Raw genomic sequence first — 21075 nt, 5'->3', positions numbered from 1 at the left:
TGTTTTTGTCAATCCTCTCTATTCATCAAACGGAGCAATAAATTCACACTGTCTTCAATAGATACAGCCTCTTCTACATCCTGCTTCAAAAATGAAATCAGATGAGGATAAGCCTGCATGGCCTCATCAATGTCTTTCGAGGAGCCTTTTTTATAAGCTCCAATGTTAATGAGGTCTTCAGCGTTTTGATAAGTGGATAAAAGCTGGCGGAACCGGTTGGCCGCCTCCTTGTGATCATGACTTGCGATATTGCTCATAACGCGGCTGATACTTTTCAGAATATTGACAGCGGGAAATTGTCCTTTGTTGGCTAAAGCACGATCAAGTACAATGTGGCCATCTAAGATCCCCCTGACTGTATCAGCGATTGGCTCATTCATATCGTCACCATCAACAAGCACTGTGTAAAACGCTGTGATGGAACCAAGCTGATTCGTTCCAGTTCGTTCAAGTAATTTAGGCAGTATAGCGAACACCGAAGGCGTATATCCTTTTGTCGTTGGCGGTTCGCCAGTTGCAAGACCGATTTCCCTTTGTGCCATAGCGACCCGTGTAACAGAGTCCATCATGAACATGACATTTTTCCCTCTGTCTCTAAAATATTCCGCAATAGCTGTTGCTGTATAAGCAGCTTTCATTCTCGTCAGTGCAGGCTGGTCAGAAGTTGCGACAACAACAATTGATCGCTTCAGTCCTTCGGCACCTAAATCCTTTTCAATAAACTCACGAACTTCACGGCCACGCTCTCCTACAAGGGCAATGACATTCAGATCTGCTTCTGTCTGCTTTGCAATCATCCCCATTAAGGTACTTTTTCCAACACCACTTCCAGCAAAAATCCCGATCCTTTGACCAGTGCCAACTGTGAGCAGACTATCGATCACTCTGACACCAACGCCCATCTTTTCTCGAATCGGCGGCCTGTCCATCGGATTTGGGGGAGACTGTTCTGTCGAAACAGGCGCAAGTCCCTTTGGAAGCATACTGCCGTCCAGCGGATCACCGAAGGCATCAACGACTTCGCCGATTAATCCAGTCCCAACTTTGACCTTCAGCGACTCACCTGTCGCTTCAACTAGACTTCCTGGTGAAATATTGGATGCTTCTACATAAGGCATGAGCAGAATGTTTTCATCTCTAAACCCTACGACCTCTGCTTTTATCGGATCGTGCCTACGCCCTTTTTTATGAATGAGACACACGTCTCCGATAGAACTCTCCGGCCCCTTAGATTCAATCATCAGCCCAACAACTCGATTGACTTTGCCAAATCGTTTATAAGGATCGGCGGTTTCAATTGTTTCTTTTAACACATCAATGTTCATTTGTGATCACCTGAATCAATGACTTCTAGTAACTTTTCTTTCAACTGATTCATTTGGGTATCAACACTCGCTTCCACTTTTCCAAAGCTTGTTTCTACGTAACAAGTCCCTTTTGGCGCTTTTTCATCCGAGTAAATGGCAAGGTGTGTATCCTTTTGAAGGATTCTGATTAATTCGTCTTTATACTCCATCACATGATCGTAATGTTCAGGGTCAACATAGATGGAAATATCGTCATATTCTTTCACTTCTGAAATGACCTGCTTCACGAGAGCCAAAAATTGATCTTTCGTGTCCTCAGCCGAGTACCAAACGCGTTTGGCGAGTTCGAAAGCCAGTTCCACAATTTTTTCTGCGGAGCTTTCAATTTTTTCTTCGTAATCCTGCTTGGCAAGACTGACAATGTCATTCGCTTGATCAAGAATCGATTGGTACTGCATATTCGCATCTGTTTCACCCTTTTGGAAGCCATCTTGGTAACCTGCTTGTTTCGCTTCTTCAATGAGCTGCATTCTTTCTTCTTCAAAAGCAGCGCGGCGCTGATTGATTTCAGCCATTGTTTTTTCAAGCTCACTATTTGCTTGTTCTACTATACGGCTTGCTTGATCTTCAGCATCACTTAGTACAAGCTGCGATGCTTCTGTTTCATTGACAAGCTCTTCTTCGTGATGTTCTTTTTTAAACTCCACTTGCTGCAAAGGAATCGTTTGCCGGCCTTGCTCAGGAATAACAGATGTTTCATGTTTGATAATCCTAGACAATGATATCGTCTCCTCCGCCTCGAGCTATGACGATTTCTCCAGCTTCCTCGAGTCGTCTTACGATGCTGACAATACGAGTTTGTGCTTCCTCGACATCTCTAAGCCGGACAGGTCCCATAAACTCCATTTCTTCTTTGAACGTTTCGACCATTCGCTGTGACATGTTGCGGAAGACAATTTCTTTGACCTCTTCGCTTGCCACTTTGAGCGCGAGCAATAAGTCGTCATTTTCAACATCTCTGATCACGCGCTGAATCGCTCTACTGTCAAGAGTGACAATATCTTCAAAGACAAACATACGTTTCTTAATTTCATCAGCAAGCTCAGGATCTTGAATTTCAAGTGTGTCTAAAATGGTCTTCTCGGTCGCACGGTCTACACCATTTAGTACTTCTACAACCGCTTCGACCCCGCCCGTTTGCGTATAGTCCTGCGTAAAGGTTGAAGAAAGCTTTTGTTCAAGAATGCGTTCCACTTCATTGATGATCTCTGGAGATGTGCGGTCCATTAAAGCAATACGTCTCGCAACCTCTGTTTGTACTTCCTCTCCTAATTCAGATAAAATCTGCCCAGCTTGGACTGGATCTAAGTAGGAAAGGATGAGCGCGATGGTTTGTGGATGCTCATGCTGGATAAAGTTTAAGATTTGTTCTGGGTCAGCCTTTCGAGCAAAATCAAACGGTTTCACTTGAAGCGAGGATGTTAATCGGTTTAAGATGCTGTCCGCTTTGTCCTCACCAAGCGCTTTTTCAAGCACTTGTCTTGCGTACATAAGACCGCCTTGTGATATGTAGTCCTGCGCGATGGCGATGCTGTGAAACTCTTCGATGATTTCATCTTTCTTAGCAGTATCTACACTTCGTACATTGGAAATTTCTAATGTTAATTTTTCTATTTCGTCTTCAGACAGATGTTTGTATACAGATGCTGACACGTCTAGCCCTAAGGAAATCATTAGGATTGCTGCTTTTTGTCTGCCTGTTAGTCGATTTGGATCTTTTCTCGACATGTGTATTCCTCCTAATCCTCGGACAGCCAGCTGCGTAGCAATTTAGCAAAGTCTTCTGGTTTTTCTTTTGCCATTTTTTCAAGCTGATTTTTTCTCACCATTTCTTCTGTTTCTGGTTCAGTGTCGATATCAGGAACATGGATTGGTGTACGTTCATCAAACTCAAACTCTTCTTCCTCTTCTTTTCTGCGTTTACGCACAAGAAGAATAATGAGAGCGATAATTGCAAGTAGTAGCACACCGCCTACAATATAAACCCAGATTGGAATATTGTTTGATGGGTTTTCTGCTGCAGTTTGCTGTTTACCGTCTAATTTTGATACAGATAAAACAATTTTGTTATCTAAGTCCGCTTGAGTGAGCGCTTGACCATTTGTGTATTCTTTATCAATTGAAGTGCTAATGATCGTTGAAAGAATCTTTTTGATATCATCTTGCCTTTCAGGTGTTAAAGAGTTCACATCGTTTGCAGTTGGTGGTTCGACCAATGCTTGAATGCCAACATCTCTAATTTTATAAGGGCTCTCTTTGATATCTTTATGAATGCGGTTGACTTCATAGTTGATACGATCTTCGCTCTTTTCGTAATCTCCGCTACCGTTCGCTCCATCGGCGCCTTGATAATTTGTGACATCATCGTCGCCTGTTCCAGCGGTGCCTCCAGCTGCTGCACCATTTCCTGAATAAGTTTCAGCAATCTTTTCAGCACTGACAGCAATGCCTTGCATGTTTTCTTTATCAACTGGTTCTACAAGATCTTCTTTTCTTTTCTCTTCAGTAAAATCAATGTCTGTTGTGACCGATACAGCCACTTTTTCTTGACCCATCATTGTTCCGAGCAGCTGTTGAATTTTTCTTTGAAGGTTCTTTTCAATCTCTTCTTTTTTCTGCTGCTGTGCATCCATTCCACTTGCATAAGAATCGGAACTGCTGTTTAAGTCGTAGTAGTTGGAATCTTGGTCCATAATGACAATGTTTTCTGTCTTTAAATTCGGCACACTTTTTGAAATAAGATGATAAAGGCCTTTTACTTGCTGCGGCGCGAGCGTGTAGCCAGACTCAACTTGCAGCACAATGGATGCTGATGCATTACTTTGCTCTTCTCCAACAAAAACGGAATCTTTTGGCAGGTTAATCATAACTTTTGAATCTTTAATCCCATCAATCGTGTTGATCAGATTGGATAGTTCTGTCTGAGTTGCGTCTACTTTCAGAACATCAAATTCATTATCTGTTAAACCGAAGCCGGAATTGTTCGCAAAGAAGGAATAATCAATATTCCCTGTCTTAGGGAGACCCTCAGATGCGAGTGTTACTTTTAAAGTGTCGGCCTGCTTTTCTGGAACGAGAATCGTTGTTCCATTATTCGCAAGTTCCGATTTAACGTTTTTGCCATCCAGTTCCTGTTTGATTTGCCCAGCTTCTGCCTCAGACAAATCTCTAAACAATGGAACCATTTTTTCAGAAGAAGCAAAGATGCTAACAACCGTAATAATGATTGCTAGGGCAGCAACGCCGCCAATCATGAGTATTTTTTGTAATTTTGATCGATTTCGCCAAAACTCAACTGTTTTTGTTCTTAATTGCATTAAAGTACGATTCATCTTAACCCCCGGTCATTCCATTCAGTCTTTTTTTGTCCGTCAGCACCTCCTACATCTGCATTCTCATAATCTCTTGGTACGCTTCGACTGCTTTATTTCGAAACTCCGTTGCAGCTGTGAGTGTCACACTCGCTTTTTGCGAGGCAATCATGACTTCATCGAGATTGACATCTTTTCCTTGTGCAAGAGCATTTGTATACTGGTCTGATTTCAGCTGTGATTGATTTAATGCCTCAATGGAATTCTTCAGCACATCAGAGAAATTCGTTTGACTTTTAGGTGCAGCCGCCTGAACGGACGATGCATTCGTCAATTCACTTGCTTGCTGAGCGGTTTGAAGCTGGAAAGGAGATATTGCGTTAACCAATTCTTTTCACCTTACTTTCCTATTTCTAAAGCTTTCATCAACATGCTTTTATTCGCATTTAGTGCGGTCACGTTTGCTTCATATGACCTTGAGCTGCTGATGAGGTCAACCATTTCCTTTAATGGATCAACATTAGGTGTTTGAACATATCCATTTTCATTGGCATCGGGATTTGTAGGATCATATTGAAGGTTGAATGGAGTTTCGTCTTCTGTAATCTTCGTTGCTTTCACGCCGTTTCCTAATTTGCCGCTCGAATTCATACTTGAGTTCAATATAGATGAAAACGATTCACCTGACGGCTGTAATGTGACGAGCTTACGTCTATAAGGCTCCCAGTTGCCATCAACCTGTTTCGCTCTTGTTGTATCCATATTTGCAAGGTTAGAGGATACAACGTCCATTCTGAGCCTCTGAGCTGTTAATGCTGAGGCCGAAGCGTTAACGCCTGAAAAAATTGACATCACTTACCTCCTGTCAAAACTGTTTTAAGAGAATTGAATTTTCCACTCATTCTTTCAACCAACGCATTATACTGAATTTGGTTTTTAGCGAGTTCACTCATCTCTTGATCAATATCGACATTATTTCCGTTTTCTTGATATGAAGTACGGTTGCTCGAAACAACTGAATAATTAGACCCTGTTTTAGAAAAATCAATGTGACCTTGGTATGTTTTTTTAGCATCTAACTTGATCGACGCATCGTTTAGCATATCATGAAAAGCGACGTTTTTCGACTTGTAGTTCGGTGTGTCTATATTCGCGATATTATTGCTTATGACTTTTTGCTTAACATTCGCTCTGCCCAAGGCATTCTCAAGGTTGCTTATCGTTCCAGAAAATATATCCAAAACCATATACCTCCAATCATATGTATTTCATTCCATTTAATCATGTCGAGATTTGTAAAACCATATGTTCATTGTAAGAAATAATAGGATTAAAGTCTATGATGTATATGTAAAAAAAACTCGTAATATATATCTATTTTACGAATAGGTATAAAGACCTAGATTCAAAGAACTAAGAATTGTAAGGGTTTTCTTGGAAAAAAGAGTGTCATTTTTCGGACAAATCCTCTTTTTTATAAAAAAATACCCCTTTTCAGCTTGTAATTTTGGCCGAAAAGGGGTTTTGATTAATGAGATTTTAAATTTTCAAGTTCGATTAAAAATTTGTTGTTTAACACTTTGATATACGTTCCCTTCATTCCAAGAGAACGAGATTCGATGACGCCTGCACTTTCTAACTTACGTAAGGCGTTCACGATCACTGAACGAGTGATTCCTACACGGTCAGCAATTTTACTTGCCACAAGAAGCCCTTCGTTGCCATCAAGTTCTTCAAAGATGTGCTCAATGGCTTCAAGCTCACTATATGATAGAGAACTAATCGCCATTTGGACAACGGCTTTACTTCTTGCTTCTTCTTCGATTTCCTCTGCTTTCTCACGAAGGATCTCCATTCCAACAACTGTTGCACCGTATTCAGCAAGAATTAAATCATCATCTTTGAATGTATCTTGCAAACGAGACAGGATTAACGTGCCTAAACGATCTCCTCCTCCGATAATTGGAACAATGGTTGTCAAACCTGATTCGAATAAATCACGGTTCTCAATCGGGAAAGCTGTATACTCACTATTAATGTCAAGGTTTGAAGATGTTTCAGGGATGTTGAATAGACTCTTTGTATATTCTTCAGGGAACTGACGGTCTTCAAGCATTTTCTTCATACGCGGATTTTCAATCTGCTGGTTGATCGAGTAGCCTAGAAGCTTCCCTCTTCTGCTTAACACGAAAATGTTTGAATCAATGACATCTCTCAACGTTTCTGCCATTTCCTTAAAATTAACTGGTTTCCCCGCTGCATCTTGCAGCATTGAGTTAATAATCCTTGTTTTTTGTAGTAACGCCATATTAATGATCCTCCTAGATTACTTTATTCATTTGTTAAAGTATAAATTGACTTAAGTCTTTGTTATTTGCAATCTTTCCTAGCTTCTCTTCTACATACTGAGGGGTAATGGTCACTGTCTCCAGTGTAATATCAGGCGCCTCAAATGAAAGCTCTTCAAGCAGCTTTTCAAGTATGGTATGAAGCCTTCTTGCACCGATGTTATCTGTCTCCTGATTGACATGATAAGCCACTTCGGCAATCTTATGAATAGCATCGTCAGAAAATTCAAGAGATATACCTTCTGTTTCAAGTAAAGCTTTATATTGCTTTAATAATGCATTATCTGGTTCCGTTAAGATTTTCACAAAGTCTTCGATACTTAATTTATCTAATTCTACACGGATTGGGAAGCGCCCTTGAAGCTCTGGAATCAAATCTGATGGTTTCGCCATATGAAATGCACCTGCTGCTACAAAAAGCACATGGTCTGTTTTCACTGCCCCATATTTCGTCATCACAGTTGAACCTTCTACAATCGGTAAAATATCACGTTGAACACCTTCACGAGAAACATCTGCAGATGATGCACCACCGCTTTTGGCGATTTTGTCGATTTCGTCGATAAAAATAATCCCTTGCTGTTCTGCTTTATAAACGGCTTCCTGACTGACTTCATCCATGTCAATTAGTTTTGAAGCTTCCTCAGCAGTTAACGCCTTTCTTGCTTCTCTGACGGTCAGCTTTCTGCGTTTTTTCTTTTTAGGCATGAGATTGCCGAGCGCATCCTGCATGTTCATGCCCATTTGCTCCATACCCGAGCCCTGAAGCATATCAAACATGGATGGTTGCTGCTCTTCAACTTCGATCGTGACGTAATGATCTTCAAGTTCTCCCATAGCCAGCTGATGTGCGATTCGCTTTCTTGTCGATTCAAGTTCAACTTCTTCACTTGATTGATCTCGATCACGGTCATCTTCATCAGAACCGCCAAACAGCATCTCAAAAGGATTTTTCACAGACTGGCTTTTTTTCTTGCCAGGAACAAGTAAATGAACAAGACGTTTATTTGCTTGTTTTTCTGCTTCTTCTTGAACGTCTTTCATCTTTTCTTCTTTGACAATTCTGATCGCTGTCTCAACTAGATCTCTGACCATCGATTCTACATCACGGCCGACATAACCAACTTCAGTAAACTTCGTCGCTTCCACTTTAATAAAAGGCGCACCAGAAATTTTTGCAATTCTGCGGGCAATCTCTGTTTTCCCCACACCTGTTGGGCCGATCATTAAAATATTTTTCGGAACGACTTCATCCTTTAGCTTATCATGTAAAAGGCTTCTTCTGTAACGGTTTCTTAAAGCCACCGCCACTGCTTTTTTCGCATCAAGCTGACCAATAATATATTGATCAAGCTTTTCAACTATCTCTCTTGGGGTGAACGGCTTTTTCTCCATACGTCTCATGTCCTTTCTATTCAAGCTCTTCTAAAGTGATTTGATCGTTCGTGTAGACACAGATTTCTCCGGCGGTTTCAAGAGCAGCCTTTGCAATATCTCTCGCTGTGAGGTGATCACCTGCATGTGTTTTGAGTGCTCTCCCGGCGCTAAGCGCATAATTGCCGCCTGAGCCGATGGCCAAAATACCGTCATCTGGTTCGATGACCTCTCCTGTCCCAGAGACAAGCAGGATGCTGTCTTTGTTCATAACGATCAGCATGGCCTCAAGCTGTCTGAGCATCTTGTCACTTCGCCATTCTTTCGCTAGTTCTACGGCTGCCCGCTTTAAGTTACCACCATATTCTTCAAGCTTCGTTTCAAACTTTTCAAAGAGTGTAAATGCATCTGCTACTGAACCTGCAAAACCTGCAAGCACCTTGCCTCCGAAAAGACGGCGCACTTTTTTTGCCGTGTGTTTCATCACGACAGCCTGCCCGAAAGTGACTTGACCGTCTCCAGCCATCGCACTTTTTCCTTTATGTTGAACGGCAAAGATGGTTGTTGCATGAAATGATGACATGAAAAAACCTCCTTTTAGGATCGTTTAAAAGCCCTTGGGTGATGAGACATGTATGTTTTCCTTAAAGAATCTTTTGATACATGCGTGTACACCTGAGTTGATGATAAATTCGAATGACCGAGAAGTTCTTGAACACTTCTCAAATCTGCCCCCTCATTTAAGAGGTGTGTGGCAAAGGTGTGCCTTAACATGTGAGGATGGATATGTAGTGTGCCTGACGCCTTTTTCATTAATTCAGTGAGAATGAATCGAACGCCTCTGTCTGTAAGAGGCGCCCCGCGCTGATTCAAAAACACATATGCATCAGCACGATCATTCCCCTTAGCTTTCAGTTTCTGCCTTCCATCCTCTAAATAAGTGATGAGCGCTTCATGAGCATATGAACCGAAAGGAACATACCGCTGCTTGCTGCCTTTCCCATGAACAAGCACTGTATCCAACGATAAATCAAGATCAGATTCTTTTAATGAACATAACTCACTGACCCTCATACCTGTTGCATAAAGAAGTTCTAAAATCGCTTGGTTTCTTTGCCCAAGCGGTGTGCTGACATCAGAAACTGTAAAAAGCTCTTTAAGTTCCTCTTCATACAAAAATGAAGGAATTCGCTTATCCTGCTTTGGTAAGCTAACGAGTAAAAAAGGATTTTCTTTCACAAGCTGTTCTCTTAATAGAAATTTATAAAAGCTGCGAAGCGCAGAGACTTTCTTACTAATCGTTCTTCTTGTCAGGCCTTTTTCATAAGCTTCTGTTAAATAAATTCTCGTATCTTGATAGGATACCTCTTCAAAACCGTCTATTCCTTGAATGTTCATAAATCTGACAAACTCTTCAATCGCTTCTGTATATCCTGAGATTGTTAAAGCAGAATAGTTTTTTTCAATTTGCAGATATTCAATGAATAAGTGGACAAGACGCTGTTTATTCGTCATTTTTACACCTCTTTAAGGCTTTTAAATGGTATCACATATCTTGCTTTCCGTGCAATGTTTTACTACAGAGATTTCGAAATAGTTTGAATAGTTTCGATTGCGCGCTTAGCGTACTCTGCATAACGCTCTTGTTTGTTTTTAATCCGAACACCAAGATCTTTCAGCAAGCCAAAGTTCGCATTCATCGGCTGGAAGCTTTTCTTGTTTGTCGATGTGATGTAATAAGCCATGCTGCCGATCGCCGTTTCCTCCGGAAGTGTCACAAGCTCTTCTCCTTTGACAAAACGAGCGGCGTTAATTCCAGCCACTAGTCCGGAAGCTGCGGACTCGACATAGCCTTCAACGCCTGTCATTTGTCCGGCAAAGAATAGATCCTCTCTATTTTTAAACTGATACGTTGGTTTTAAAAGACTTGGTGAGTTAATAAATGTATTGCGGTGCATTACGCCGTATCGAACGATTTCTGCTTCTTCAAGACCTGGAATCAAGCGGAATACTTCCTTTTGGTCGCCCCACTTCAGATGTGTCTGGAAGCCGACGATGTTATATAAAGTACCTGCTGCATCATCTTGTCTTAATTGAACAACAGCGTAAGGTCTTTTTCCTGTTTTCGGATCTTCAAGTCCTACTGGCTTCATCGGACCAAACAGCATCGTTTTCTTTCCTCTTTTCGCCATGACTTCAATTGGCATACAGCCTTCAAAGAAGATTTCTTTTTCGAACTCTTTTAATGGCACAGTTTCAGCAGAAATGAGCGCCTCATAAAAACGATCAAATTCCTCTTCTGTCATTGGACAGTTTAAATAAGCGGCTTCTCCTTTGTCATAACGTGATTTCAAGTACACCTTATCCATATCAATGCTATCTTTCTCTAGAATAGGTGCCGCTGCATCGTAGAAGTACAGATACTCTTCACCAGTTAAAGATTTTAATTCTTTTGAAAGTGCTTCAGATGTAAGCGGGCCCGTTGCAATAATTGTCGGACCTTCAGGAATGCTTTGCACTTCTTCTTGAAAAACCGTCACATTCGGATGATTTTTCACGCGATCGGTAACGTTTGCTGCAAATTCATGACGATCTACTGCAAGCGCTCCGCCAGCAGGGACTGAGCTTTCGTCTGCTGCTGCGATAATCGCTGAATCTAAATGACGCATTTCTTCCTTTAATACACCGACCGCATTCGTCAAAGCGTTGGCACGCAGTGAATTGCTGCATACAAGCTCTGCAAATTTATCTGTGTGGTGAGCTGGCGTTTGTTTGACAGGTCTCATTTCATACAAGTTGACTTTAATTCCGCGTTTGGCAATTTGCCATGCCGCTTCACTTCCGGCTAAACCTGCTCCGATCACATTTACAAATTGACTCATTGTACAACTCTCCTATTTCGTAAGTTCTGTTTGATGACATAAAAAAGCAGGTGAACAAGGCTGTTCACCGCTATTTTTGTTGTTCCTCTTTATAATCACAGTTCACACATTGAACTTGAATGCCTTTTTTCAGTTTTTTCTCTACAAGCATATTTTCGCATTTTGGACACTTTCTTTCAATCGGTTTGTCCCAAGAGACGAATTCACACTCTGGAAAACGATCACAGCCATAAAAAATGCGGCGCTTCTTAGATTTTCGTTCAACAATGTTTCCTTCATGACATGTCGGGCATTTCACACCGATGTCTTTGACAATTGGTTTTGTGTTACGGCAGTCAGGAAAGTTAGAGCAAGCCATGAACTTACCGTATCGACCCATTTTGTACACCATCGGATGTCCACACTCTTCACAGTCAACTCCGGCGTATTCAGGCTCAATCTCAACTTCTTGCATCTCTGCTTCTGCTTTTTCTACCCGTTTTGCAAAGTCTTGATAGAAGCTGTCGATAATGCGAACCCATTCGATCGTACCTTCTTCAACGCTATCAAGTTCTTTTTCCATTTTCGCTGTGAATTCCACGTTAATGATTTCAGGGAAGAATTCAATGATTAAGTTAAGAACAATTTCCCCAAGCTCTGTTGGGATAAACCGTTTATTATCAAGTGCGACATAGCCGCGCTTTTGAATCGTATCTAATGTTGGTGCGTACGTAGACGGACGGCCTATACCCAGCTCTTCAAGTGTTTTGACAAGTCTTGCCTCAGTGTAGCGCGGAGGCGGCTGCGTGAAGTGCTGTTCAGGTTCGATATCTTTTGAAAGAACCGTATCACCTTCTTTAAGATCAGGCAGCATTTTGTCCTTTTCTTCTAGCTGGTCGTCCTTCCCTTCTACATATACCTTCATGAATCCAGGGAATTTCACTTTGCTCCCGTTAGCACGGAATGTAAGCCCGTTATTGTCAAGGTCTACACTCATTGTATCAAGAACAGCCGGCGCCATTTGGCTTGCCACGAATCGTTCCCAAATCAATTTATACAGACGAAGCTGATCTCGGCTTAAGACATGTTTGACATCTGCTGGTTTTCTTAGCGTAGAAGTCGGCCTGATGGCTTCATGAGCATCTTGTGCATTTTCGTTCTTTTTAGCGGTTCGTTTTGTTGTATTTAAGAAATTCTTACCGTACGTCTGATCAATGAAAGCAGATACTTCTTCAATCGCCGTATTGGAAATACGTGTTGAGTCCGTTCTCATATATGTAATGAGTCCGACTGTACCTTCTTTACCAAGATCTATTCCTTCATATAATTGCTGTGCAATCATCATCGTCTTTTTCGCACGGAAGTTTAATTTTCTTGCAGCCTCCTGCTGTAAAGTAGATGTTGTAAACGGAACAGCTGGGTTGCGTTTACGCTCTTTTTTCGTCACTTTCTCTACAGAGAATTTGCTCCCTTTTAGTTTCGAAAGGATTTCTTTTACATCTTCTTTTGTTTTCAGTGGATGCTTTTTGCCATTGACGCCAAAGAAGCTCGCTTCGAAGCTTTCTTTTCCTTTTAGGAATGTACCGTCAATTGTCCAGTATTCTTCTGGTTTAAATTCATTAATTTCATTCTCGCGATCAATAATCAGGCGGAGTGCAACTGATTGAACACGACCGGCACTTAAGCCCTTTTTCACTTTCTTCCATAAAATCGGACTGATTTTATACCCGACGAGACGATCTAAGATCCGTCTTGCCTGCTGTGCATCAACTAAATCCATGTTGATCATACGTGGATGCTTAAAGGAATCTTTAATGGCATCTTTTGTAATCTCATTAAAGACAACGCGGCAGTCAGAAGAGAGGTCAAGGTCAAGGCTATGCGCTAAATGCCAAGCAATCGCTTCTCCCTCTCTATCAGGGTCAGCTGCGAGATAGACTTTCTTTGCTTTTTTCGCAGCTGTTTTTAATTCTTTTAAAACGGGGCCTTTCCCGCGAATCGTAATATATCTCGGTTCGAAGTCATGCTCAGTGTCAACACCAAGCTGACTTTTCGGTAAATCTCTTATGTGCCCCATTGAAGCCTTTACTTTATACTTTTTACCTAAATAACGCTCAATCGTTTTCGCCTTGGCTGGCGACTCAACGATGACTAAATAATCAGCCATACTCAAAATCCCCCTTAAGAGGTGTTCTCTCTTTATACATTTCACAATTCATATTTATGTTAATTGCACTTATCTAACAGGCAATCATTAAAAATTCTTTATGATGAACATCATTATAAACACGAAAAACAAAGTGTAAACTTAAATCCTCACTATTATTAAATATTCCTATGTCTTTTGTCAAACGATATTTTTATGAGAGTTCAGTATATTGAACGCTGCGGAAGGAGAATTCCTCTAAAATATCCTTCGTTGAATGAACAAGCTTTGCTCCCTGCTGTATAAGTCTGGCTGGTCCTGTGGAATTAGGATCAAAGATAGATCCTGCAACCGCAAATACCTCTTTACCTTGCTCAAGTGCTTGATACGCGGTAATGAGCGAACCGCTCTTTTCTTTGCACTGAATCACGATGGTTCCACTTGTCAGCGCACTAATTAAACGATTCCTCATTGGGAAATGCCACTTTTCTGGTTTCACATAAGGCGGATGCTCGGATAAAAGCAAATGATGCTCTCCCATGTATTGAGCCATTTGCACATGTTCCTTTGGGTATAAGTGCTGAAATCCGCCTGCTATAATACCGATGGTTTTCCCTTTATTCCGAATGCACTCTTTATGTGCAAGTCCATCAATTCCTTTTGCTAAGCCACTGACAATCGTCCAATCTTCCTTTACAAGCTCACCAACAATTTTCTTCACACATGCTTCTCCATAAGACGATGGAACTCGTGTGCCTACTACACCTAAACTTTTTTCTTCATTTAAATATGATATGTTTCCTTTTAGGAATAACACAGGGGGAGGATCATAAATATGTTTTAGTGTGCTGGGATATAAGGGTGATGTGATGGGTATCATGTGAATGTTTTGCTTTAAATAGGCTTGAACGATGTGTTGAAAAATGGGGAATTCATTTTCTTCGGCTTGTTTTAAGCGGGTAAAGTCGATCGTTTGTAATGATCGATCCTGTTTGAAATGTTGTGTTTCTTCATTTATATATAGCTCAGGATCGACTTTCCACCATTTTGTTAACAAAGAGGGTGAGATGAGGCCTTTTAAGCGGTGAAAAATCATTCTTTCGGACACGTTGTACATACCATTCCTCCAGTTTAAGATAGAAAGAAGAAGACTTGTCAAAGAACAAGTCTTCTTGTGTCATTAATGCGTTTTACAAGCTTCGAAGAGATTTTTCTCTTTTAACACTTTAATCAAAGTTTCTCCCATGACAGATGGTGTCTCTGCCACTTCAATTCCACATTCACGCATTGTTTTTACTTTTTCATCAGCTGTTCCTTTACCACCAGAAATAATGGCACCAGCATGTCCCATGCGTTTTCCTGGAGGCGCCGTTTTACCGCCAATAAAGCCAACGACTGGCTTTGTCATATTTGCTTTTACCCATTCAGCTGCTTCTTCTTCAGCCGTACCGCCGATTTCACCGATCATAATCACAGCATGTGTATCAGGGTCTTCATTGAATGCTTTTAATACATCAATAAAGTTCGTCCCATTGACAGGGTCTCCGCCGATTCCTACAGCTGTCGATTGACCAACGCCAGCTTCTGAAAGCTGATGTACCGCTTCATATGTAAGCGTTCCAGAACGAGAAACAACACCCACATGACCTTTTTTATGAATGTAGCCAGGCATGATCCCAATCTTACATTCTTCAGGTGTAATGACACCTGGGCAGTTAGGGCCAACAAGTCTTGTCTTTTTCCCTTCCATATACCGTTTCACTTTGACCATGTCAAGCACTGGAATATGTTCTGTGATACAAATGACTAGATCGACTTCTGCATCAACAGCCTCTAAAATGGCATCTGCTGCAAATGGTGCTGGTACATAGATAACAGAAGCATTTGCTCCAGTTGTTTGAACAGCTTCAGATACTGTATTAAATACAGGAACTCCTTCTACTTCAGTTCCACCTTTTCCAGGTGTGACACCGCCAACAATATTTGTTCCGTACTCAATCATTTGTTTTGTATGGAACAATGCGGTTGAACCGGTAATCCCCTGAACAATTACTCTCGTATTTTTATTAATAAATACACTCATTTAGGTTCCCTGCCTTTCTGCTCTACTTGACTAAAGATACAATCTTTTCTGCCCCGTCAGCCATAGACTCAGCAGAAGTGATATTTAAGCCTGAATCACTCAGGATTTTCTTCCCTAATTCAACGTTTGTTCCTTCAAGACGTACAACGAGTGGTAATGTTAAGCCGACTTGTTTCGTCGCTTCAACGACACCTTCTGCAATGACATCACATTTCATGATACCGCCAAAAATGTTCACGAAAATCCCTTTTACATTTTGATCAGATAAGATGATTTTAAATGCTTCCGTTACTTTTTCAGCTGTTGCACCGCCCCCAACATCCAGGAAGTTTGCAGGGTCCCCGCCGTAATGCTTGATGATATCCATTGTAGACATCGCAAGACCTGCACCATTGACCATACAGCCAATATTTCCATCTAGAGAAATGTAGCTTAGATCATATTTAGATGCTTCAATTTCTTTTGGATCCTCTTCATCAAGGTCACGGTATTCTAATATATCTTTTTGTCTATATAAAGCATTGCTATCAAAGTTTAATTTCGCATCAAGTGCCATGACTTTTCCATCGCCTGTTACAACAAGTGGATTAATCTCAGCAATTGAACAATCTTTTTCAATAAACGCATTGTAAAGACTTGTCATAAACTTAACAGCTTGGCCAACTAATTTTGTTGGAATATTAATTTTAAACGCTACTTCTCTTGCCTGATAGCCTTGCAAGCCAATCGCTGGGTCGATGACCACTTTGACGATTTTCTCTGGCGTTTTTTCTGCTACTTCTTCAATTTCAGTACCGCCTTCTTCAGAAGCCATCAATACAATTCTTGATGTCGCTCTGTCCAAAACAAGTCCAACGTAGTACTCCTTTTGAATATCGCAGCCTTCTTCAATAAGTAAGCGTTTTATTTCGCGCCCTTCAGGCCCAGTTTGATGTGTGACAAGTGTTTTACCGAGCAATTCCTCTGCAAACCCTTTCACTTCATCTTTTGTTTTTGCAATTTTTACCCCGCCTGCTTTACCACGGCCGCCTGCATGAATCTGTGCTTTTACGACATATACAGAGCTTTCTAGCTCTTCTGATGCTTTCACTGCTTCATCAGGTGTAAATGCTACTTTACCATTTGGAACTGAAACCCCATATTTTCTTAGGATTTCTTTTCCTTGGTACTCATGGATATTCATTTCCCATCCTCCCAACATATGTAGAAACAAAAATTATAAAATAGACTGCGCTTTCATTTTAAAGAATAAAAAAGAGAATGTCTAGGGTTCTATGTAAAATCGTAAAATCCTTCTAAACATTCAAACTTTTATTTTATTAAAAATATAAATTTTTCAGCCAAATCACTTATTTTTCCTTATTTTTTCATTTTTTGATCTAACCTATAGATAAACGAAAATATTTCTGCTACAGTATCGTATAACGCTTCAGGGATCTCCTCATCAAGTGTTAAATGGCGCATGAGTTCGACTAAATTACGGTCTTCTTGGATAGGAACTCCCGACTTTTTTGCTTCTTCAATAATATGGTCTGCCACATAGCCGCTCCCTGTTGCGACGACTTTTGGCGCCTTTTGTTTTTCTTCATCATAATGTAGAGCGACCGCCCTTCTAAGCGGTTTTGAATCCTTCATACTCGTAAGTCCAGCCCTTTCTCGCTGATTTTATGAAAGTGTTCATCTAGAAAGTGAGACGGATCTACTGGCTCTTGTCTCTTCTTTGCTGTAATTCCCGTTAGACTGTATCCTAAGGCATTTAAATTCTCCCGAACAGCTGGAATCATCGGATTAATGGTTCCTTGAAGTTCATGACCGGTTTCAACTGTAATTGACATGACCTTTTGCTGAATCGTACAGTCGATTAATGTCTCTTCGAGGTTTTCCATGTTTAAGTAAAACATGAGACGGCACTGAGAAATATCAATAGAGCCATCTTTTTTCTTATGTCCTTTTAGAATAAAGGTTAAATCTTGAACACTATGTTTTGAAAAGAGCGGATAAGAGACCATCATTTGGCTGATGGTTTGGTTCTCCTGCTGCACAAATAACTGCCCGTTCAATCTATGAAACAATTGATCGACTTCTTTTTTTACGGGTTCTGGTAAATCAGCCTGCCTCACATCATTTAAGACGAGCTTTAATTGGTGAAGCTCCTGACTTTTTACATCCTGGCTGCCTTTTTCGAGTAGTTTCAGCATACCGATTTCATCTCGTACACCTATTGCCTTTTTCATCGTCATGAGTAAATCGAGCACATCGGTTTTATTGCTTAATGCGGGTTCCGTCTGCTGCACCACCTGAGCCAATGCTTTCGCCTCTGTTTTTGACAGGAACGGAAATTCTTTTTGAAGCACGGATGCTTTTGCGTCAGGCTGAGATCCTGCCTGCTGAAGCCCTTGCAGCAATGACGTGAGCTGTTTTAAGCTAGGCTCTTGCTGCCCGTCTGCACCTTGCTTCGTCAAACTTGCCATTATCCGCTCAATTTGCTGAAGCGGGATTTGCAGCTCTTTTGGACTTGTTGACTGCTGCACGTTAGTTTGAAGAACTTGGGTCGTCTGACGCTCTTGAGCGATTGGAGTTTGGCTATTTTCTTTTGGCTGAGACAGATTGGGCTGAGGCGTTACAGGTAGACTGCCTCCTTGCTTCGCCGCCCCTTCTCTCGCTGCTAGAAGGACCGATAAGAGCTTTTCTGCATGGACGTTCGTCTCAGCATCTATGACTGATCGAATGGCTTGTGTAAGGGCCTGTGTGGCGTCTGAGTGCTTCGGGAGCTGTGTTAATCGTTCTAGCAACGCTGTCATATCCTGATGAAGAGCAGAGGATGATTTCACGGCTAAAATTGATTGAAGCACTCCTTCCTGGATCGGCAAGTCTTTTTTTAAAGCAAATAGGAGTGCCTGAAGACCTTTTTTCACATCAGCTCCTTGAAGCTGTTCGATCCACTTCACTGCCGTTTTTAACTCTGCTTCGTTGATAACGGATTTTTCTTTTAAAAAAGCTGTGGCTGTTAGGATGTTTTCAAGTCCGTTTTTAAGTGAGAGACCTTCTAATAGTTTGGCAGCTGCATCCTTTAATGTCTTAGGGTCTTGATCAAATTGCTGTACTGGCCTTAGTTTATTGAGGCTGCCTCCACCCTCTTGTTCAAATTGGAACCAATAAAATGCGTCTGCTTTGAGCTGAGCCGCTAGCTGTGCTTTTATTTTTGTTGAGCCTATTTGAACAAGGGCTGTATCATCTCCAAGCATTTTCAGTACTTTACCGAGAATCAGCCGATGCACATTTTCCTTTCCTTCGGTGTTTAATGTAACAGATTCTGCCGCACTTAACCGGCTATTCAGTGCTGTATGTATGTCCTCAACTCTTGTCATCACAGGCAGCCTCCTTAGGTCAAAAATTTATGATATAACGGATTTCACTGGCGCAAACGATAATCGATGGATTGGGGCAGCTCCATGTGTTTGAATGGCAGCCAGATGCTCTTTTGTTCCGTACCCTTTATGTTTTTCAAATTGATACTCAGGGTACTTACGCCCGTATTCTTCCATCATCTGATCCCTTGTCACTTTTGCAATACATGCACCAGCTGCGATGGACGCACTTTTTGCATCTCCTTTGATGATATTCTCTTGGTGAATAGGAAGCGGGAGCGTCATGGCATCTATGAGTAGATAATCAGGTATATGAGTTAACTGCTCCACCGCTCTCACCATCGCCAGTCTTGATGCCTCGTAAATATTGATTTCATCAATCGTAGCCGCATCAACAATGCCGATTCCGATATCAAGTGCTTCTTTTTGGATCAGGTCATAATACGCCAATCTTTTTTTCTCAGATAATTGCTTTGAGTCGTTTAAACCGAGCAGGACTGTGTCTTCCTTTAATATGACAGCTGCTGCGACAACGGGGCCTGCCAGCGGTCCTCTTCCTGCTTCATCTATTCCAGCAATACATGTGTATCCCTGCGCCTTAGCTTTGTTTTCAAATTGCAGCATTTCATTCCATGCTGCACGAAGTTGCTGCTGCTTTTCTCTCTCTTTGTGCCACTTCTCTATCAGTTTTTGGACACTTTTTCTCGTATCATCTTTTACCAGCTCACGAATGTATGACTCGTCTTGCGAATGCTTTTCTATCAGTTTTTTTATTTGTTTCACCGTGTACATCAGCTTTTCGTCAGCCTCCTTCTTTATATCGGCAGTTTTCCGCAAAAAATAAAGACCCGCATGAGCTGCGTGTCTTTTAGCTTTCAGGCTTCTCAAAAGTGAGGGGACCAAATTTTTCTGTTCGAATATCCCGAATAATGATTTCGGTGGTTTTGTCGTAATTAATAAATCCACCGCTCATGAGACAGCCGCGCTTTGTACCTATTGCATCAAACAGCTCAACCGTATCTTCAGGGATCTCCGCCAGGTCATAGCGTTTTTTTAATCGCTCTGGATAGTTCTCTTCTAGAAAGCGAAGTCCATACACAGCGACATCCTGTAAGTTGATGATAGAATCTTTGATCGCTCCAGTCACCGCTAGCCTGAGTCCTACTTGCTCATCTTCAAACTTAGGCCAGAGGATTCCAGGTGTATCAAGCAGTTCAAGTTCTTTACCTACCTTCACCCATTGCTGTGAGGTGGTAATACCAGGCCGGTCTCCTGTTTTGGCAATGTTCTTTTTCGCTAAACGATTGATTAAGGTCGATTTCCCGACGTTGGGAATTCCGATAATCAGCGCCCGGATTGCACGCGGTTTGACACCTTTTGCTTTCATGCGGTCGAATTTTTCTTTTAAGATTTCTTTTGAAGTTGTGATGATCTGATTTAACCCTTGTCCATCGACAGAGTTAATAGCAAGTGACCGAACACCTTGCTGCTCAAAGTGCGCCTGCCACTCCTTTGTCACACGAGGATCCGCTTTATCTGCTTTGTTTAATAGCAAGATTTTGGGTTTGTTCTGAAGGATTTCTTCGATCATTGGGTTTCTAGAGGACATCGGAATTCTAGCATCGGTTAATTCAAATACGATGTCGATGAGCTTTAATTTTTCTGTGACTTCACGTCTTGCTTTTGCCATATGGCCTGGAAACCATTGAATCGTCATATGTGCACCTTCTCTTCTATCGATTATCTCTATACATTGTACAAAAAAAGAGCCTGTTACAGGTAACAAGCTCTTTCTTTTGATATCATTATCGTCTGATTTCTTTGATACGAGCCGCTTTACCGCGAAGTTCACGTAGGTAGTAAAGTTTCGCACGACGTACCTTACCGTGACGTACAACTTCGATGTTAGCGATTTTTGGTGTGTGTACAGGGAATGTACGCTCAACGCCTACACCGTAAGAAATCTTACGAACTGTGAAAGTTTCGCTGATTCCACCACCACGACGCTTAATTACAACACCTTCAAAGATCTGGATACGCTCACGAGTACCCTCGACAACTTTAACGTGTACACGTAAAGTGTCACCAGGACGGAACGCAGGAAGATCAGTGCGTAATTGTTCTTTTGTGATTTCTTCAATCAAATGTTGCATCGTTTTCAACTCCTTCCAACAGATGCTCATGTCCTCTTTCTTCATTGCAGCGGAACATCGTTTT

General features: G+C 41.4%; 21 protein-coding genes. All 21 read right to left on the bottom strand.

Annotated features, from left to right (window positions below; translation table 11 throughout):
- Window positions 1–8: 8 nt before the first annotated feature.
- The 21 genes from fliI to rplS all read right to left on the bottom strand — a co-directional run bounded on the left by fliI (window position 9) and on the right by rplS (window position 21011).
- Window positions 9–1325, bottom strand: coding sequence for a flagellar protein export ATPase FliI (gene fliI, locus C6344_RS03480; protein WP_034662365.1), 1317 nt, complete (start codon window positions 1323–1325; stop codon window positions 9–11).
- Window positions 1322–2086 (bottom strand): flagellar assembly protein FliH, encoded by a 765-nt coding sequence (fliH, locus tag C6344_RS03475; RefSeq protein ID WP_034662367.1) that lies wholly within the window; start codon window positions 2084–2086, stop codon window positions 1322–1324. The genes fliI and fliH overlap by 4 nt, the downstream gene beginning before the upstream one ends.
- On the bottom strand, window positions 2079–3095 hold the full coding sequence (gene fliG / locus C6344_RS03470; protein ID WP_008344808.1) for a flagellar motor switch protein FliG: 1017 nt from the start codon (window positions 3093–3095) through the stop codon (window positions 2079–2081). The genes fliH and fliG overlap by 8 nt, the downstream gene beginning before the upstream one ends.
- An 11-nt stretch (window positions 3096–3106) precedes the next feature.
- On the bottom strand, window positions 3107–4699 hold the full coding sequence (gene fliF / locus C6344_RS03465; RefSeq protein WP_060596256.1) for a flagellar basal-body MS-ring/collar protein FliF: 1593 nt from the start codon (window positions 4697–4699) through the stop codon (window positions 3107–3109).
- 49 nt (window positions 4700–4748) lie between these two features.
- Window positions 4749–5066 (bottom strand): flagellar hook-basal body complex protein FliE, encoded by a 318-nt coding sequence (fliE, locus tag C6344_RS03460; protein WP_007499609.1) that lies wholly within the window; start codon window positions 5064–5066, stop codon window positions 4749–4751.
- 11 nt (window positions 5067–5077) lie between these two features.
- On the bottom strand, window positions 5078–5530 hold the full coding sequence (gene flgC, locus C6344_RS03455; protein ID WP_012009953.1) for a flagellar basal body rod protein FlgC: 453 nt from the start codon (window positions 5528–5530) through the stop codon (window positions 5078–5080).
- Complete coding sequence (gene flgB / locus C6344_RS03450) at window positions 5530–5919, bottom strand: flagellar basal body rod protein FlgB (RefSeq protein ID WP_012009952.1); 390 nt, start codon at window positions 5917–5919, stop codon at window positions 5530–5532. The genes flgC and flgB overlap by 1 nt, the downstream gene beginning before the upstream one ends.
- A 287-nt stretch (window positions 5920–6206) precedes the next feature.
- Complete coding sequence (codY, locus tag C6344_RS03445; protein ID WP_012009951.1) at window positions 6207–6986, bottom strand: GTP-sensing pleiotropic transcriptional regulator CodY; 780 nt, start codon at window positions 6984–6986, stop codon at window positions 6207–6209.
- Window positions 6987–7020: 34 nt separating this feature from the next.
- Window positions 7021–8421, bottom strand: a complete 1401-nt coding sequence (gene hslU, locus C6344_RS03440) for an ATP-dependent protease ATPase subunit HslU (RefSeq protein ID WP_106030838.1) — start codon at window positions 8419–8421, stop codon at window positions 7021–7023.
- Window positions 8422–8437: 16 nt separating this feature from the next.
- Complete coding sequence (gene hslV / locus C6344_RS03435; protein WP_003211247.1) at window positions 8438–8983, bottom strand: ATP-dependent protease subunit HslV; 546 nt, start codon at window positions 8981–8983, stop codon at window positions 8438–8440.
- 14 nt (window positions 8984–8997) lie between these two features.
- On the bottom strand, window positions 8998–9915 hold the full coding sequence (xerC, locus tag C6344_RS03430) for a tyrosine recombinase XerC (protein WP_060596252.1): 918 nt from the start codon (window positions 9913–9915) through the stop codon (window positions 8998–9000).
- Window positions 9916–9977: 62 nt separating this feature from the next.
- The gene (trmFO, locus tag C6344_RS03425) at window positions 9978–11282 is read right to left on the bottom strand and encodes an FADH(2)-oxidizing methylenetetrahydrofolate--tRNA-(uracil(54)-C(5))-methyltransferase TrmFO (RefSeq protein WP_034662383.1); all 1305 of its coding nucleotides are present in this window, start codon (window positions 11280–11282) and stop codon (window positions 9978–9980) included.
- A 70-nt stretch (window positions 11283–11352) separates the two neighbouring features.
- Window positions 11353–13428, bottom strand: a complete 2076-nt coding sequence (gene topA / locus C6344_RS03420) for a type I DNA topoisomerase (protein WP_060596250.1) — start codon at window positions 13426–13428, stop codon at window positions 11353–11355.
- A gap of 193 nt (window positions 13429–13621) precedes the next feature.
- A complete protein-coding gene (gene dprA / locus C6344_RS03415; RefSeq protein ID WP_034662389.1) occupies window positions 13622–14524 on the bottom strand; it encodes a DNA-processing protein DprA in 903 nt (300 codons plus the stop codon).
- A 63-nt stretch (window positions 14525–14587) separates the two neighbouring features.
- A complete protein-coding gene (gene sucD / locus C6344_RS03410) occupies window positions 14588–15490 on the bottom strand; it encodes a succinate--CoA ligase subunit alpha (RefSeq protein ID WP_003212080.1) in 903 nt (300 codons plus the stop codon).
- Between the two features lie 22 nt (window positions 15491–15512).
- Window positions 15513–16673, bottom strand: coding sequence for an ADP-forming succinate--CoA ligase subunit beta (sucC, locus tag C6344_RS03405; RefSeq protein WP_012009945.1), 1161 nt, complete (start codon window positions 16671–16673; stop codon window positions 15513–15515).
- A 176-nt stretch (window positions 16674–16849) separates the two neighbouring features.
- A complete protein-coding gene (locus C6344_RS03400) occupies window positions 16850–17125 on the bottom strand; it encodes a FlhB-like flagellar biosynthesis protein (RefSeq protein WP_003211418.1) in 276 nt (91 codons plus the stop codon).
- Window positions 17122–18858 carry a glycosyltransferase gene (locus C6344_RS03395; RefSeq protein WP_106072715.1) on the bottom strand — a complete coding sequence of 579 codons (1737 nt, stop codon included), beginning with the start codon at window positions 18856–18858 and terminating at the stop codon, window positions 17122–17124. The genes C6344_RS03400 and C6344_RS03395 overlap by 4 nt, the downstream gene beginning before the upstream one ends.
- 27 nt (window positions 18859–18885) lie before the next feature.
- Window positions 18886–19650 (bottom strand): ribonuclease HII, encoded by a 765-nt coding sequence (locus C6344_RS03390; RefSeq protein WP_106072714.1) that lies wholly within the window; start codon window positions 19648–19650, stop codon window positions 18886–18888.
- Window positions 19651–19726: 76 nt separating this feature from the next.
- Window positions 19727–20575: a ribosome biogenesis GTPase YlqF gene (gene ylqF / locus C6344_RS03385; RefSeq protein WP_106072713.1), complete on the bottom strand. Its 849-nt coding sequence runs from the start codon at window positions 20573–20575 to the stop codon at window positions 19727–19729.
- 88 nt (window positions 20576–20663) lie between these two features.
- A complete protein-coding gene (gene rplS / locus C6344_RS03380; protein WP_003212364.1) occupies window positions 20664–21011 on the bottom strand; it encodes a 50S ribosomal protein L19 in 348 nt (115 codons plus the stop codon).
- Window positions 21012–21075: the final 64 nt, after the last annotated feature.

Origin of the sequence: Bacillus sp. GBSW19 (assembly GCF_002998655.1) — a bacterium.
Classification (GTDB): Bacteria; Bacillota; Bacilli; order Bacillales; family Bacillaceae; genus Bacillus.
The sequence above is the reverse complement of the archived record's forward strand: the minus strand, read 5'-3'. Positions and strand labels throughout refer to the sequence as shown.